This window comes from Psychrobacter sp. NPDC064578 (assembly GCF_044901245.1).
Lineage (GTDB): Bacteria > Pseudomonadota > Gammaproteobacteria > Pseudomonadales > Moraxellaceae > Psychrobacter > Psychrobacter cibarius_C.
Genome location: NZ_JBJDPI010000001.1, coordinates 316,874 through 333,859, shown reverse-complemented (window position 1 = coordinate 333,859; position 16,986 = coordinate 316,874). Strand labels below are relative to the sequence as shown.

Annotated in this window: 14 protein-coding genes; 12 read left to right on the top strand and 2 right to left on the bottom strand. The window is 40.6% G+C overall.

Going from position 1 to position 16,986, the window contains the following annotated elements; genetic code table 11:
* Window position 1: 1 nt before the first annotated feature.
* From ACI2JM_RS01395 to ACI2JM_RS01385, 3 genes are read left to right on the top strand one after another with little or no spacing between them, the layout of a single operon-like run.
* Window positions 2-2,071: a glycosyltransferase gene (locus ACI2JM_RS01395; protein WP_404641561.1), complete on the top strand. Its 2,070-nt coding sequence runs from the start codon at window positions 2-4 to the stop codon at window positions 2,069-2,071.
* A 4-nt stretch (window positions 2,072-2,075) separates the two neighbouring features.
* Window positions 2,076-3,155, top strand: a complete 1,080-nt coding sequence (locus ACI2JM_RS01390) for a hypothetical protein (RefSeq protein ID WP_404641559.1) — start codon at window positions 2,076-2,078, stop codon at window positions 3,153-3,155.
* Window positions 3,156-3,173: 18 nt separating this feature from the next.
* Window positions 3,174-3,992: a hypothetical protein gene (locus ACI2JM_RS01385; protein WP_404641557.1), complete on the top strand. Its 819-nt coding sequence runs from the start codon at window positions 3,174-3,176 to the stop codon at window positions 3,990-3,992.
* Window positions 3,993-4,145: 153 nt separating this feature from the next.
* Here the strand turns inward: ACI2JM_RS01385 and ACI2JM_RS01380 are convergent, their stop codons facing one another.
* Window positions 4,146-4,862 carry a DUF6270 domain-containing protein gene (locus tag ACI2JM_RS01380; protein ID WP_404641555.1) on the bottom strand — a complete coding sequence of 239 codons (717 nt, stop codon included), beginning with the start codon at window positions 4,860-4,862 and terminating at the stop codon, window positions 4,146-4,148.
* A gap of 127 nt (window positions 4,863-4,989) precedes the next feature.
* Between ACI2JM_RS01380 and ACI2JM_RS01375 the strand changes: the two genes are divergently transcribed.
* From ACI2JM_RS01375 to ACI2JM_RS01360, 4 genes are all read left to right on the top strand, one after another.
* On the top strand, window positions 4,990-6,009 hold the full coding sequence (locus tag ACI2JM_RS01375; RefSeq protein WP_404641553.1) for a glycosyltransferase: 1,020 nt from the start codon (window positions 4,990-4,992) through the stop codon (window positions 6,007-6,009).
* A 51-nt stretch (window positions 6,010-6,060) separates the two neighbouring features.
* Complete coding sequence (locus ACI2JM_RS01370; protein ID WP_404641551.1) at window positions 6,061-6,933, top strand: UTP--glucose-1-phosphate uridylyltransferase; 873 nt, start codon at window positions 6,061-6,063, stop codon at window positions 6,931-6,933.
* A 3-nt stretch (window positions 6,934-6,936) separates the two neighbouring features.
* Window positions 6,937-8,604: a glucose-6-phosphate isomerase gene (pgi, locus tag ACI2JM_RS01365; protein WP_404641549.1), complete on the top strand. Its 1,668-nt coding sequence runs from the start codon at window positions 6,937-6,939 to the stop codon at window positions 8,602-8,604.
* Between the two features lie 79 nt (window positions 8,605-8,683).
* Entirely contained in the window at window positions 8,684-10,066 is a 1,383-nt protein-coding gene (locus tag ACI2JM_RS01360; RefSeq protein WP_404641712.1) for a UDP-glucose/GDP-mannose dehydrogenase family protein, read from the top strand.
* A 100-nt stretch (window positions 10,067-10,166) separates the two neighbouring features.
* On the opposite strand, the gene ACI2JM_RS01355 is transcribed toward ACI2JM_RS01360, so the two are convergent.
* Window positions 10,167-11,648, bottom strand: a complete 1,482-nt coding sequence (locus ACI2JM_RS01355) for a phosphomannomutase CpsG (RefSeq protein ID WP_404641547.1) — start codon at window positions 11,646-11,648, stop codon at window positions 10,167-10,169.
* Window positions 11,649-11,803: 155 nt separating this feature from the next.
* On the opposite strand from ACI2JM_RS01355, the gene mazG reads away from it, so the two are divergent.
* The 5 genes from mazG (at window position 11,804) to panB (ending at window position 16,953) form a co-directional block, all read left to right on the top strand.
* On the top strand, window positions 11,804-12,685 hold the full coding sequence (mazG, locus tag ACI2JM_RS01350; protein WP_404641545.1) for a nucleoside triphosphate pyrophosphohydrolase: 882 nt from the start codon (window positions 11,804-11,806) through the stop codon (window positions 12,683-12,685).
* 71 nt (window positions 12,686-12,756) lie between these two features.
* Window positions 12,757-13,056, top strand: a complete 300-nt coding sequence (locus tag ACI2JM_RS01345; RefSeq protein ID WP_227676043.1) for a ComEA family DNA-binding protein — start codon at window positions 12,757-12,759, stop codon at window positions 13,054-13,056.
* A gap of 166 nt (window positions 13,057-13,222) precedes the next feature.
* Window positions 13,223-15,499 carry a polynucleotide adenylyltransferase PcnB gene (gene pcnB, locus ACI2JM_RS01340; protein WP_404641543.1) on the top strand — a complete coding sequence of 759 codons (2,277 nt, stop codon included), beginning with the start codon at window positions 13,223-13,225 and terminating at the stop codon, window positions 15,497-15,499.
* Window positions 15,492-16,013 (top strand): 2-amino-4-hydroxy-6-hydroxymethyldihydropteridine diphosphokinase, encoded by a 522-nt coding sequence (gene folK / locus ACI2JM_RS01335; RefSeq protein ID WP_404641541.1) that lies wholly within the window; start codon window positions 15,492-15,494, stop codon window positions 16,011-16,013. Before pcnB ends, folK begins: the two co-directional genes overlap by 8 nt.
* A 139-nt stretch (window positions 16,014-16,152) precedes the next feature.
* Complete coding sequence (gene panB, locus ACI2JM_RS01330; RefSeq protein ID WP_404641539.1) at window positions 16,153-16,953, top strand: 3-methyl-2-oxobutanoate hydroxymethyltransferase; 801 nt, start codon at window positions 16,153-16,155, stop codon at window positions 16,951-16,953.
* The last annotated feature ends 33 nt before the right edge of the window (window positions 16,954-16,986 follow it).

Genomic DNA, 16,986 nt, shown 5'->3' with positions numbered 1-16,986 from the left:
TATGAGTCTTTTTAGTAAAAAGCTTTCTGATTCTAAGAAAGATAGTATGGAATTTGAAAAATTGAGAGAGGAAATATTAAAGCTCAATGATATGATTATTAATAGTCATAACGATCATACAATCTCTTATTTAGTTGGAAGAGGTTTTTTGGACATTGCTAACGGAAAAGGAGGTTTTCATTCCGCTTATAAAAATTTAAAAAATGCTTATATAATATCTTTAAGAAACAAATTAAATAAAAGACAAGACCTAAAGTTCATTGAGAAATTAGCTATACCTATTCTGGATTTAGATTTGTTAGCCATTATCAATAATAAAAACAACTCAGTACACATTTCTAGTCCAAAAAATATTAATAAAAAAACCAAGATTTTTAAGTCTACAGAAATAAAGATACCAAAAAAAGATAAAAGTAAATTGAAAGATAGTTTTATACAAGGTCTTACCTTGCTTGATCCTATTTCTGAAGAGTGTTGGAGAGATGCTTTTACAGGGTTCGGAATTGTTAAAAGTGATTACGATAAACAAATCGAAAAAACGCAATCTGATTTTGCTTTCTTTGAAAGTGCTTGGAAGGCAAATAATAGCCAATGGTTATATGCATTCAATTCTCCAAATTTACAACATGATAATGCACAAAAGCTTTTAGATGCAATTGGAAAATTAAGAACGAAAAATATACCAGTAATATTCTGGAATAAAGAAGATCCGATGCATTATGAAATGTTCAAGCCAATTGCAAAAGAAGCAGACTATGTATTTACTACAGACTCACAAATAGTAGAAAAATATAGAAAAGAGCTAAATAATCCTAATATCTGGTCTTTGCCATTTGCTGCGCCTATTAACAAAACTAATCCAATAGGAAGATTTTCTACTGACACTGAAAATATTTGCTTTGCGGGGACTTATTATGCTCAAAATCATCCAGAAAGAAAAAAGCAAATGGATGCATTGTTGCCAGCTCTATTAGATAATGATGGCTATATATACAATCGAGCTTCTCAAGACAAATCCGAGAAATATGCTTTCCCTTTTGAATATAATGAAATTATTAGGGAAGGTGTTGGATTTGAGGAGATGATTGAATTATATAAAGAATTCAAAATTTTCTTGAATGTAAACACTATTATTAACTCTCCAACGATGATGTCAAGAAGAGTATATGAGTTATTAGCAAGTGGCACTCCTGTAGTATCCACACCGTCAAAAGCAATAACGGCTCAATTCCCAGGTATTGTATTAACTGCTACCAATAAAAATGAAGCTAATATAGCAGTAGAAAAGCTATTAAAAGATAATTACTTTTGGCATAGACAGTCTGTACTAGGTATACGTGAGATTATGTCCAAACATACCTATCAAATACGCTGGGATTATATCAAAAATTGCATAATTGGTAATGAAGATATTTCTAATGATTTAACTGATTTATCTATCTTAGCTAGGTATACAGGTACTATAGAAATTGAAAGCTTTATATCAATGCTATTAAACCAAAAAGATATAACAATTAATAAGCTTGTTATTATAAATAATAGTAATAAGTCAATTAATTTGAAAAAAATCGTTTCAGAATCTAAATATAGTAATGAGTTAGTTGTTGTAGATAAATATGACGATGCAATTACTCAATTAAATGATATAAGTGACCAGTATATTTACTTTACTGAAGATACTGTTATTAACTTTCAAAATGCTATTTTAGACTTGCTTTTAGCAACCAAATATAGCAGATCTAAAGCCATCTCACGACCAGTTTATTATGAGTTCGAAAGACTTAAAAATAAATCTGTGGATAAAGCTTGTTTAGACATAGGTGATGTTAATTATTATGAAACCGTTAACGAAAGTCCTTTAACAAGCTTACTAATCAATATTTCTCATTTAGATGACTTTATAATTAATATGAATGAGTGGAAGATTAAAAGTAATATAGGAAAAAATGATATCTTTACGATAGATCCTTTTAATATTGTAGCTATCAAGAAGCCTAAAAACAATAGAACAATTAATAACAAGTACATTAATGATTTTATATATAAATATAATAGCTGGTTAGGAGCTTAGATAAATGAAAGTTGTATTATTCGATACTATTCTTGAAAGGCATTTAGCAGAAAGTCTCCAACGTGCTTTAATATATCTTGGACATGAAGTAGATTTTACTGATCTAATATTGCATGGTCATTCAATGATTGAAAAAAAAGCAGATCTAGATTTTATGTGGCAAAAAGTGAAAGAAGTAGAGGATGAGGGATATGATTTATTTATATCTTTTAGACCAATGAATCTGACATCAGAAATGGTTTATCATCTTAGTAAATCAATGAAGACAGCAATTTGGTTATCGGATGATCCAGTTCTATATAAGACTTGTTATAAACATGTTGTTGATGCTTACGATATAGTGCTTCACTGTGGTTACACTGAGGTGTTGGAGTTTTATGAAGCCAAAGGTCATGTAAAAGGTTTCAACTTTCCCTTTTGGACAGATCATACTAGTTTTCCCATAGTATTCAACAAATATGTACCAGAAATGGATTTAGTATTTTTAGGTAATATGCATGGGCAAGTGCGTCGTAAGAGATATCTTGAGTTTGGCGCCCTTCCCTTTATAAAAAAGGTATATGGATTAGTAGACTCTGATCCTTATGGTATTCATGGTGGATTTCTTAAAGAGGCATATATCCATACTGATTTGGTCAGTGATGTTCTTTCACGTGCAAAGATAGGTGTGAGTATACCTCAATTCTTTAAAGACTATGATGGATTAGATTACGACTTCCCTGAATTAGCAGACCTTGGCTATTTTCAGTTTCCTAGTCGCATTATTCAATATGCAGCAAGTGGGTTACCAATAGCAGCGGTAGGTGATAGTAAACTAAAAGAGGTTTATCCAGCAATTCATGTGCAGGAAAATATCGAAGATTTAATCCCGTACTTAAGTAAAGTGGCTAGTGATCAAGAGTTCGCTCTCAATGAGTCAAAAAATATTATTAGCCATTTCCAACAATACTTTTCAGCTTTATCTCGCGCGCAGATGCTGATAGATTTATATAATAATTTAGATACTCTACAAGAGCTTTCGTCTGAGATGCGTGCTAAATTATTTTTGAATTATACTGCAGATTATAATTCAAACACTTACTAGAAGGAATAAATGAGTATCATGGATATATCACAGATTGTTGAAGATAAATTTAAGGATGTTGACACTGGCTCACGAAAAGAGATTAGTTTTAAAGGTGAGATAGGCAACTTACCTTTTTCAGCATATCTATATATAAAACCTAATACTGATAAGTTATTTGTCATGCTCAATGGTGCGATAAATCAAAAACGTGAAGCTGGAATCCCTGTCTATCAACGTTGGTCATGGCATGAAGAGTTTCCGGGTTCTGTTCTGTATATAACTGACCCCACGTTATTAAAATATACCGACATTATTCTAGCGTGGTATGTCGGCGATAAATTAAATAGAGTAGATATTAGATTAGCAGACTTCGTTACTAGAGTAGCAGCAAAATTGAATGTAAGTAAAATCGTACCCTATGGCTCGAGTGGTGGCGGGTTTGCAGCTATTCAACTAGCTTCAAATATAGGTAATGGTTGTATTGCAGTTGCTATAAATCCTCAAACTATCGTATTTAACTATCTTGAAGAAGCTGTAGATAAATATATTCATCTCTGCTGGCATGGTTTTGATAAAGCTAATTTAAGAAATGATTTGAGTTTTAATGCTATAGAAAACTATCAAATAAAAAAACCAAAGATATTATATGTTCAAAATAAAGTAGATATATTTCATTATGATGACCACTTTATACCTTTTGTAAATGCTTTAGGGCTTGATAAGGACCTAATTCAACAGCCTTTAAATGAGCAAAGTGGAGCTGTCAAAGTCTTGCTATATGACCATGAATCAGGGCATGCAGCTGAACCAAAAGATCTCTTACAAGAGATTTTCAGCGCTATTGATGATTTTTAACCTTAAAGCTGTTAAGCAACTTGATATAGTTAATAGTACATCAAAGCCTGTTAGTATTAACGGGCTTTGACTTTGGAGAAATATCTATTAGTCAGTCTATTGATAAAGTATTCTTGGAAAGTTAATAGCAATTTTGCATTAGTACTAGTTTATTTATTTTTTGAGAGTGTGCATATATTTAATGTAAAAGTCATAGACTTCTCTAACATAGTGAAATGGTGAAGCCCCCCATCTGTGTTCAACATCTCCAATTAGGATATCATGTGGATAATTAACAAAGTTTCTTTCAGGGATTCCTTCTTTTTTCGCTATATTATATAATTCTGAAACCATTTTATTGCAACGCTCTACGTTTTCTTTTGTAGAAATGGTCTCTCCGTTATTTAGATTATTTGTCCAATATATATTATTTAAAATTATTTTATTTACTCCTATCTCTTCTATTATTTTTTTCAATCCATTGCGCCAAAAATGATGAAATTCTCTCTCATCACAAGGGATTTTTAAAGCAGTTTTTGTATTAATTAAATCAGCTTTTCTCAACTCATCAGAGTTAGTTAAATAGCTTAAGTGTTTGTAACGAACTAAACCAAATCTCTCATCTACACAGTCTATCACTAAGTAATCAAAATCAGCCCGACGAATATTTTCAATCAAGTTATTGGAAAAGTCGTTCTTTAACAACTTTCTCTGAAATGCCGAAGGAACCTTCTTCTCGAATATAGTGTCAGATATATCAAGAGTAACAGCTGGGTAATTTAGCCTTGCTAATGAATATCGAGCATAATAGTCTATAATTTCAAAATCTATTTTAGTATCTGGTGTAAAAGCATCTCTAGTCACACATGAGCCTGCAATAAAAATTTTCATTATTATATTTCCTAGTTGGCTGTAGAGGTTAGATTTTTAGTATAGTATAATTTATAACCAATTGAGAGTTTTATGCTGTTCTTATATCAGACTCTCTAAAACTCAAACTATTTTGACGTGTTACTAAATGAAATTTCCTAAACTAAGTTTAAAAGTTAAGCGGGGCTTAAAATTTGCCTTAATTAGTGATGAGTTAACTACCACAGCCTTGGATGAAAGTTCATCTAGGGTTTTTAATCTTACTAATAAAAATTGGCTTTGGCTATTTAATGTTTTTATACCAGAATTTATCATAGTAGAATCATGTTGGCGCGGACAAAAAGATAGCTGGCGCTATAAAATTGCTAATTACCCCGATTACCCTGAACGCAATAATGTCGAGTTGCGCAAACTCCTAGAGATGGCAGATAAATACAATATTCCTGCGGTATTTTGGAATAAAGAAGACGGTGCTCACTTTAACCGTTTTATCGATTCTGCCAGTCTATTCAAGTACGTGCTAACCGTTGATGAAAACTGTGTTGAGCGCTACCAAGCTATTTTGGGTAATAGTGTGAAAGTAGGGGTGCTGCCTTTTGCAGTGCAGCCTAAGTTTCATCATCCCACTGATTTTCCACCTCGCTATAATGAAAGTCTGTTTGTTGGTAGTTATAGTCATCATATTCACAATGCGCGCCAGCAATGGCAGGATATGGCGTTTACTGCAGCCTCTCCTTATGGACTGACCATCGTTGACCGTAACTCTGATCGTAAGTCTGATGTCTATCGTTACCCTGACCTACCAAATATGACTATCAAGCCTGCTGTGCCCTACGACCAGACGGGTGAGCTTTTTAGACAGTACTCGCACTGCCTTAACGTCAACACCGTGACCGACTCTCCAAGTATGTTTTCCCGCCGTCTGATTGAGATTATGGCATGTGGGAGACTGGCAGTGACCAATCCTAGCTTATCGGTCAGTACCCGCTTTGAAGGGATGTGCGAAGTCATTGATAGCAAAGAGCAGGCAGATAAATTGTTCGCACAGTTATCTAAAGGCTATACTAAACAACAGGTAGAGATGATGCGCTATGCCAGTGACCATGTATTGCAAAACTATACTTATGATCAATGGATAAAGCGTATTATAGAGTTTATCGAGTTATGATCAATTGCCGCTACTTTCTGAATCCTATTCTTCTATGACAGTTTAAAAATTATGAAAAAAATAACTCACGCCGTTATCCCTGTTGCAGGCTTTGGTACTCGTATGTTGCCATTGTCTAAATCTGTGCCAAAAGAGCTATTGCCGCTTGGCAATCGTCCTGCCATTCATTATGTGGTCGAAGAGGCGATTGCTGCTGGTATTAAGCATATTATCTTGGTTGGTCATGCACAAAAGAGCGCGATTGAAAACTACTTCGATATCAATGCTGAGCTGGACAACCAGCTGCGTCATAAAGGTAAAGATGAGCTAGCCGATAGCTTGAACTGGCTACCAGACGATGTGACAGTTTCGATGATACGTCAAGGTAAGGCGTTAGGTTTGGGTCATGCGGTACTCGCGGCTCGCCCCATTATTGGTGAGCATGATTTTGCCGTATTGTTGCCCGACGTTGTGCTTGATCCTTTTACGGGCGATATGGCTGCTGAGAACTTAGCCTTTATGATTGATGCTTTTGCTGAAGACAACCATTCACAGATATTGGTTGATAAAGTCGCTGATGAAGATGTGCATAAATATGGTATTGCTAAGCTGAGTGATACCAGCAATATTGATGATCAAATAGACATAAATGCCAGCTTTAAAGTCGCGGGATTTATAGAAAAGCCTAACTTAGCCGATGCTCCTTCTAAGTTAGCAGTCGTTGGTCGTTATGTCTTTAGCAATCACATTTTTGACTATTTGGCCAATACCGAAGCCTCGGTCGGTGGTGAAATTCAGCTGACCGATGCGATTGATGCCTTGATTAGTGAATACGGCGTGAATGTCACAACCATGCGTGGCGACAGCTATGATGCAGGCGATATGCGCTCATATATGCAAGCATTTATCTATTTTGCCGAGCAGCAATTAGCAGAAGATGAATAGCTGATGGCTGAGATAAAGGGCAATAGCGCTTATAACAGTGCTCGAAACTCTACATACTGGCAGCAGCTACAAATGCTAGCAAAGCAGCCATGGTCACTGGCAGCTTTGTTTGCACAAGATGATAGTCGTGCAACGCGCTTTAGCATGCAAGCTGGCGCGCTATATATGGACTATAGCAAGCAATGTATTGACGAGCAGGTACTGGCAAGTCTTTTGCAGTTAGCAGAAAGCTGTGAATTGTCCACAAGGATTGATGCACTTATGCAAGGTGCGATGGTCAATACTAGCGAGGAGCGTGCTGCCTTGCATACAGCACTACGATTGCCAGAGTCTGCCAAACTAGACGTTGATGGGCAAAATGTCGTCGCTGATGTGCATGATAGTCTATCGCAAGTAGCACGTTTATCTGAACGTGTCCGTAGTGGTACATGGCGCGGATTTTCTGGTCAAGCTATTACGGATGTGGTCAATATTGGCGTTGGTGGCTCTGATCTTGGCCCGCTTATGGCGACGACCGCGCTAGATGAGTGGGCAGATACCGACATTGAAGTACATTTCGTCTCTAATATGGACGGCACTCAGCTTGATAACTTGCTGAAGCACCTCAATCCTGAGACCACCTTGTTTATTATTTCATCTAAATCCTTTGGTACGGTTGATACGTTATCTAATGCTAAAACAGCATTATCATGGCTGCTTGCCACTGCCAAGCGGCGTGCAGGTACTGAAGACAGTGTGCTACGCCGCCACTTTATTGGTATCTCCGCTAACAGCGAAAAAATGAGTGCTTGGGGTATTCATCCTGAGCATCAGCTACAGCTTTGGGAATGGGTTGGTGGGCGTTTTTCTTTATGGTCGGCGATTGGATTGGCGATTGCCATTCGTATCGGCATGGCAGGGTTTAAAGCGTTATTAGCTGGTGCGCATAGTATGGATGAGCACTTTGCTCAGGCTGATTTTGCAGAAAATTTACCAGTATTGTTGGGTTTGCTTGCTGTTTGGAACAGTACCTTTTTACAGGTGAATGCTCACACTGTATTGCCCTATGATGGTCGTCTTAGCTATTTACCAAGTTATTTAACCCAGCTTGAAATGGAGAGTAATGGTAAGTCGGTTACTCAATATGGCGAGTGTATTGATTATAATACTTGCCCGATTTTATGGGGTGAGATTGGCTCTAATGCTCAGCATGCCTTTTATCAGTTGCTACATCAAGGCACACAGCAGGTGTCTTGTGATTTTATCGCTTGCGTCGGGCGTTATAGTGATAAGGTTGAAAATGCACCATTGCAACAGCAGCATGAATTGTCATTAGCCAACTGTCTAGCACAAAGCCGCGTACTGGCTTTTGGTAATGCGGCGCTCCAAGAGTCTGAGGTTCAAGTAGCTTCTGCCGCTGATAAATACAAATATTACCGTGGCAATCAGCCATCAACGACATTGCTGATCGACGAACTAACGCCGCACAGTTTAGGTGCACTGATTGCGCTTTATGAACATAAAGTCTATGTCATGGCCAGCATTTGGGATATTAACCCGTTTGATCAATGGGGCGTCGAGATGGGTAAGCAGATGGCAGAGTCCGTTCATGATGCCATGCAGAAAGCAGGCGAGAGCCAATTTGACAGCTCCACAAACCAGCTGTTAAAACACATTCAGCAGCTATCTTAATCGTTTTGCTACTGAGTCGATAATCATTAAAGGTGAACGCATGAGCACTGTTTCTATAAATGACAATACACCTAAATATATGCATGAACCTAAACCACAAAGCACTGCAAGCAAGCAAGTTTGTGTGCTTATTGGTCATAGCATTGAGGCCATTACTAGCGCCGTGGTGCTGGCAAGTCTAGGTCAGCGCGTGCATCTTTATGCAGATATTGAGCTATTGACGCAGCAAATACAGCAATACGGCTTTGAGCATCATTTGCAAGCACTGTGGCAGATGTATGAGCAGCAGCAGGTTATTATCAGTACAGCATTACCAGCTAGCGCTGACACGTTAATACAATATTATGAAACGACAAATTTTAGTGACAGTCGTCACACCAATGAGAGCAATGAGATTAGTAAGGTTGACGACCAAAGCACCGTTGCGCTGTATTGGTTATTTTTAGACAGTATCAAGCCAGTATGGGCAGAAGCCAGCTGGATTACTGCCTTCAACCATAGTCATCAGCAATCGTTACCCGTGATTATAAGTGGCATTGAGAAACTAGGGGTTGTCTCAGCACTGGCGAAAAATTTGCAGCGCGCGTGGGTCTACTATGTGCCGTTTGTATTCTTGCAAGACGGTGATGCTTATAGCTCAATGTTAAATCCCTCACTGTGGTTGCTTGGTGAAAAAACAGCCAACAGTAGCCAGCATCTAGTAGTATTGAAGCCGTTAATGCAGCATGCGCGTGCCGCTCATCACACTGATATCGCAACGATAGAGTTTGCCCGTAGCAGTATCATGGCGATGCTGGCGACGCGAGTGAGTTTTATGAATGAGATGTCACGCTTGGCGGACAGTCAACAGGTAGATATCAAGCAAGTCAGTCGTATCATGGGGCTAGACGCGCGGGTCGGCAGCAGTTATCTGCAAGCAGGCTGGGGCTTTGGTGGTAACACACTACCCACTGAATTGGCGAAATTACAGCAGTCCAGCCAAACGCACAGTTTAAATATGCCGCTGTTGCAGTCAGTCATGCACATCAACGAAGATCAAAAAGAGCTGATATTCCGCAAATTTTGGCAATATTTTGATGGCTTTATTGACAATAAAACGGTGATGATTTGGGGCGGTAGTTATAAATCAGGCTCAGGACGTACCGCAGGCTCAGCCATACATCCATTATTAGCGTTATTATGGTCTTATAATATTCGTACTTTGGTGTATAGCGACAAAGCACAAGATGAGATTGCCATGCTTTATCAGCAGCAATCATTACTGCAATTGATTAATAATCCTTATCAGCAGCTAAGTGCCGCACAGGCGATTTTTATCATTAGTTGGTCGTCACAAGATCAACTAGATATTGCCAAGCTTAATCAACACGCGATGCCAGTATTTGATGCGCAAAATGCACTGACACGATTGCAGATCGATAGTCTGGTAGGCGACTATATGGGCATTGGTCGGTCTAAATAGCGTTATTCAAGTTTGTCAGTTGCTAAAAAAGCTCGTTGATAATTATCAGCGAGCTTTTTTTGGTTTTTAATCGAAATCACCCATATTAAGTCGTATTCATTTACGCTGGTACAGCACCTTGGCTAGCAAGCCATTGCTGAATCTCTTGGGTTTTAGTTTGTAGTAAATCCTTATCCCCGCGACTTTCAATATTTAACCTGATCAGTGGTTCTGTATTTGAGGCACGTAAGTTAAAACGCCACTCGCCAAAGTTAAGACTCAAGCCATCAAGCGTCGATTTGGTCGGATTTTCGCTGCTACATTTTTCCTCAATAGCGCTAATAATCGTTGGCGCATCATTTGTTGTGAGCCGAAAGTTAAGCTCGCCTGAACTTGGATAGACTTGAATATAGCCAGTAACCAATTCTGATAAAGTCTTACCAGTGACAGACAACAGCTCAATGGTTAACAACCATGGAATCATGCCGCTATCGCAATAGAAAAAATCACGGAAATAGTGGTGGGCAGACATCTCGCCGCCATAAGCAGCGCCAGAGTCACGCATGACTTGCTTAATAAATGAATGTCCAGATTTACTAATGACCGCCTTGCCGTTATGTCCTTTAATCACTGCTTCAGTATTATAAATCACCCGCGGGTCGTAAACGATTGACTCATTTGGATACTTATTCAAAAATGCTTGCGCCAGCATCCCAACGATGTAGCTACCATCAATAAATTCACCATGTTCATCGAATAGAAAACAGCGGTCAAAGTCGCCATCAAAGGCAATACCAAGGTCTGCTTTATTTTCCAAGACCGCGTGTCGGGTCGCCACTCTGTTGGATTCAATCATTGGATTGGGGATACCATTGGGGAAGCTGCCATCAGGAGAGTGATGCAATTTAATCACTTCAATGGGCGCACCAGCTTGTGCAAGCTGATCAATTAATAAATCAACCACAGGGCCCGCACTGCCATTGCCTGAGTTAATAACCAGCTTTAGCGGTTTTAATTTATCAGTATCAATAAAAGTCATGACATGATCGACATAGGCGCTTTTATCAGTTAATAATTTCAACGTTCCTGATCGGTTTTTAGTGATAAATTGCCCAGACTCTGCCAATGCTTGAATCTCTGCCAAACCATCATCAGCACTGATCGGTTTTGAATGTTCCTTAACCAATTTTAAACCATTATAGTTAATAGGATTATGACTGGCTGTGACCTCAATACCACCCAATGCCTGATAATAGCTGGTGGCAAAGTATACTTCTTCGGTACCGCTCATGCCCAAGTCAATCACGTCGACACCAGCATCTAGCATACCTTTGATGGTCGCTTGTTTTAACTGCTCGCTTGAATGGCGGATGTCACTACCAATAACGACCGCCAGATTTAAGTTTTTTAGTTCCGCTGTGGCATCAGCCGCGCTATAACGCTGACATAAAATCTGTGCAAAGGCACGACCAATACGGTAAGCAATATCTTCGTTGAGATTGACGCCAAGCTCGCCACGGATATCATAAGCCTTAAATGAATCGATAATAATGGGATTGAATTCAGTCGCTGGCTGATAGTTAGTGGTCGCAGACGTAGACATAATGATAAAGTTCCTTGCGCGTGAGCGGTGGTAAAATAATAAAGTAAATAGCACAATTATAGGCTATTAAGGGTTCAATGCTACACTAATGACAAATCGTTATGAAGTTAACGCGATTCTATTCAATAACAACTAAAATTATAAGAGCACCCTTTATGAGTACTGTAGAAAACAAAATCGCAGCACCCAAACCTGTGCAAGGCAATCCAGAAGCAAGCGGGCAACTTGATGACCTGTTGACACTGATGGCAAGATTGCGCGCCGACTGTCCGTGGGATAAAAAACAAAGCAGTCATAGCTTGATTCCGTATGCCATCGAAGAAGCTTATGAGCTCGGCGAAGCGGTACAAAGTGATGATGACGAAGATATCAAGGGTGAGCTTGGTGATGTGCTGCTGCAAGTTGTTTTTCATTGCCAGATGTATGCGGAGCAAGGTCGCTTTGGCATGAGCGATGTTATCACCACTTTACAAGAAAAGCTCATTCGTCGTCATCCGCATGTATTTGAGGCTGAAACCCTTGAAGATGACACGGCGGTAAAAGCTCGTTGGGATGAGATTAAAGCAGAGGAGCAGCAAGCGCGCGCGGCACGAGGCAAACCAAAACGTCGTTTAGACAATACCAAAGCGGGCAGTGCGCTTATGCAAGCGCAAGATGTACAAAAACAGGCGTCAAAGTTAGGGTTTGACTGGGAGGGCGTTAGCGGTGCTTTTGATAAGCTAGATGAAGAGATTGCCGAGTTAAAGGCTGAATTGATAGATAAATCAAAAGATGCTGCTGAATATGACATAAGCAAAGCCAATATTAGCGATATTGAAAAAGAGCTGGGTGATTGTATGTTTGCGCTGGTGAATGTGGCGCGTAAACTCAATCTTGATGCAGAAGCAGCCACTTTAACGTGTGTGCATAAATTCAAATCACGTTTTGGTTATATTGAAGAACAGTTAGCTGCGGCTGGCAAGCGTTTAGAGGATAGTGATATTAACGAGATGGATGCGTTATGGGAAGCGGCGAAACAACATGAACGATCGTCATGAACGCTTATCATACGGCCTCGTTTGTTAGCTTGGTCAATATGGCTGTTTTCAGTCTAATATTGGCGGTTTTTATGTTGAACAGTGTTCAAGCTGCGCCTTGTTTTGATAATCCTCAAAGGGCTTATGAATATCTATTGGCGCAAGAAAGTGCCAAAATACAAGTACGTGACCAAGCCACTGTAAATATCAATCGTGCTAGTGAAGGCGAGCTAGTTTCGCTAGATGGTATCGGCAGCAGCAAAGCCCAAGCGATTATTTTATATCGTGAGATGTTTGGTGATTTTAAGACAGTGGATGAGTTAGCAAAGGTCAAAGGTATTGGTGCAAAAACGGTTGAGAAAAATCGAGGACGTTTACGCGTACAAGATTAAGGGCAGTATTTTGCTTTAATTAACCCCAATATTGACAAAATAGCACGTAAGTATCAGTCATAACACACCTACTAGGCGCAAAATTTGTTAAACTAGCAGGTACATCCGCCTGATAAACGCTGTGTTCATCAGGGGTGGTTAAAGAATACCGGCGAGGAGTAGATGCATGGCCGAGCGTGCCGCCAAGCAGTTAGAACTGAATAAATCTGAATTACCCAATTCCATTACTGAAGTGATTGCCACCTTAAACCGAGCTGGGTTTGATGCCTATATCGTCGGTGGCGGTGTGCGTGATACCTTATTGGGTTTACGTCCAAAAGACTTTGACGCTGTCACTGATGCCAAGCCGCATGAGATCAAAGACGTCTTTGGCAAGCGCTGCCGCATTATCGGTCGCCGCTTTCAGTTGGCGCACGTGTATTCAGGCCGTGAGTTGATTGAGGTTGCTACCTTCCGTGGTCCACCAACCAATGATGCTAATACCAATCAAGACGGTATGATCCTGCGTGATAATGTTTGGGGTGATATCAAACAAGACTTCTCTCGTCGCGATTTCTCTATTAATGCGCTTTATTATCAACCGCTTAAAGGTGTGGTTCATGATTTTTGTGGTGCGCTTGACGACATTGATAATAAAATCATTCGTCTGCTCGGCCATGCGCCAGTGCGTATCGAAGAAGATCCAGTCCGTTTGTTGCGTGCTTTACGTTTCAAAGCCAAGCTCGGTTTTGAGTTTGATGACGAGTTAGCCGATCAGTTTCATGATGGCAACTGGGCATTGCTTGAGCAAATATCACCGCATCGTCTCTATGATGAAACCCAGAAAATGTTTACCGGTGGTTATCTGGTGCCATTATTGCCGCTATTGTTTGAGTCAGGGGCGATTGATAGCTTAATTATCTATCCACCATCTGAGCCGAGTGCACTGGTCAATCAAGTCGCTATTAATACCGACAAACGTATTGCTGCTGGCAAAAGCATCAATCCGGCGTTCTTTTATGCTGCGCTATTATGGGAAAACTATCTGCATCAGTTGGCAAAAGCCAAGAAGCGCAATATGCCGTTTGCTGAAGCGCAAATGCACGCCGCTGGTAAAGTGATTGATCGTCAACGTATCAAGACCGCGATTCCTAAATTTGCAGAGCAGTTTATCCGTGATATCTGGATATTGCAGCCAAGACTTGCCGCCCCGCGTAGCAAACAAATCGTTCAGCTCTCTGAGCATCCACGCTTTCGCGCAGGTTTTGACTTTTTGTTATTGCGTGAGCAATGCGGTGATGCTGAGCATCCGTTATCAGAGTCGACCAATGGTATGGGCGATTGGTGGCAAACCTATCAGACATTGTCTGAACGAGAGCAGCAGCAAGCCATTGATAATTTTGATGAAAATATTCGTCGCGGTGCCTATAAAAAAGGGCAACAAGCGCAGCGTGGTCGTGGGCGTAATCATCAAAATTCAGAGTCAAATAGCATCGATCACTCAATATCTCATCAAAAAAATACCAAGCACAGCAAAGCCAATGATACTGCTGAGCAGGGTAGGAATGATCAGAATATGGTAAATGACCCGTCAAATATTCCAGCACGCCGTCGCCGCGCTGTCAGTCAATCAGACTCTGTTAAGCAATCTGGTGGCAGTAACAACAAGCACTATGAATCGCAGCAAGTAAGTCAAGACAGTCATGAGCTTGCTCAGTTACGACTGCTATCCCTTGCCAATAGCAGCAACCAAGCGGCAAATAAACGCCATCATTCCAAGCCTGCACCACTTTTTGTAATTGAGCACGAAAAAGTCGTGCCGCCATTGCAGAAGCAGCTATCAAATGGTGATAAACCTGATAGTCGTCAAGGGGCGGCGCAGAAAAAACCTGCTCAGAAGAATGTATCGGCTGAGAAAGTGCTAAAAAATCAGGATGCCAATTCTGATGCTAACTTTTATAGTAAGGCTGACAGTAAGCCTGATCGCTCAAATCAAGCTCAGCAGCCAAAAGCAACACAGTCAAAGGTTACGCCTTCATCTGTGGCTCGTTCGGTAGCAAGATCGCCTGCGCTCGTCAGTATGAATAATGAGCCGATACCGCATAAGCGTCGCCGTCGTCAGCCGAGTGTAGAGAGTATAAATCTTGCTAGTAACACAGAGATGCAAGTAACGACTAACAACGATGTTAAAGCTGCAGCAAAGTATGCAAAAAAAGCACCTAAGCCAGCAGCCCAGCCTACTGATAAAACAGATATTCCGGCTAAAAAAACGGCTGAGCGCAAAAAAGTGGCGAAGGTTACGACACCTGCAAGCGCTAAAAAACCAGCCAAAACGACAGAAGTAAAGTCTGCTAAAACCAGCCAAGCTGCTAACGGCAATGTTGGTACGAGTAGTATGAATGACAATAAAGGCCCTGTCCCATCGAAACGTCGCCGTCGCCAACCTAGTACTGACAATGTCTAATATTACTAATGATGCGGGCAACGCGAATTGGGTAACCTGCTACGTAGGTTTGGGTAGCAATTTGTCTAACGACTTGGGTTCACCAGTAGAACATTTGCAGCAGGCAATCGCAGCGATGCAAGAGCATAAGCAAATACGTGCGGTTCGTGTTTCTTCGTTTTACGCTTCAGCGCCTATGGGGCCGCAAGATCAGCCTGATTTTGTTAATGCCGTCGCTGAGTTTGAGACGATATTGCCGCCTTTTGAGTTGCTTGCTTACTGTCAACAGTTAGAAAAAGAGGCTAAGCGTGCACGAATACGGCGTTGGGGTGAGCGTAGTTTGGATGTCGATATTTTGTTATACGGTGAGGCGCAAATCACTGAGCCACAATTAACCGTACCGCACGCTGGATTGTTTGAGCGTAATTTTGTCTTATTACCACTGCGAGAGTTAACCCCAGCGCTTATCATTGCTGGCAAATCGATAGATGACTATCCGCCTAGCAAAGATTGGACAGGCTTAAAACTACTGTAGCCAATCTATTATAAAAGAGTGACAGCGTTCACCTCTTTTAAGGTAAATCACCTATACCAAACGATTGCTAAAAGTTTTGATCACAATCAGAATAATAGCTAGAGACAGCTAAAGGTACTAAAGGTTAATCGAGGATCATATGACGACGTTATCTACTTTAAAAAAATTCAAAAAAGATGGCACCAAGTTCACTTGCTTAACGTGCTATGACTCGATGTTTGCACGCATGATGGAAAAAGCAGAGATTGATACCATTTTAATCGGTGACAGTTTGGGCATGGTGGTGCAGGGTCATGACTCAACGTTACCCGTGACTGTCAATGACATGGCTTACCATACGGCCAATATTGCCCGTAGCAATAAACACGCGCTGATTTTGGCTGACTTGCCGTTTATGAGCTATGTCACCCTGCCAGAAGCGGTTGCCAATAGTCGCCAGCTGATGCAGGCGGGCGCGCATGTGATTAAGATTGAAGGCGGTAGTGAGCTTTGCGATTTAATCACGACTTTGGCGCAAGCAGGGACGCCTACTTGTGTGCATTTAGGATTAACACCGCAATCAGTCAATGTGTTTGGTGGTTATAAAATCCAAGGTCGTGGTGACGAAGCGGCTGATAAATTGCTTGCTGATGCGAAAGCAGTCGTTGCGGCAGGTGCTGCGCTGCTAGTGTTAGAGTGCGTACCTGCTGAGCTTGCAAAAGTAGTGACGGAAGCCGTCGCAGTACCAGTTATTGGGATTGGTGCTGGTGCAGATACGGATGGTCAAGTGTTGGTCATGCATGACATGCTAGGTATGACGCACGGCCGTGTCCCGCGCTTTATTCATGACTTTTTGACCGATAAGCGTAATAGCGCGCACAGTATCGAAGGCGCATTTGCCCTTTACCAGCAGTCAGTACGTGAAGGCAGTTTTCCAACCGAGCAGCACCAGTTTAGCTAATATTTTAGTTTTTACGATTATCAGTAGAAGAAT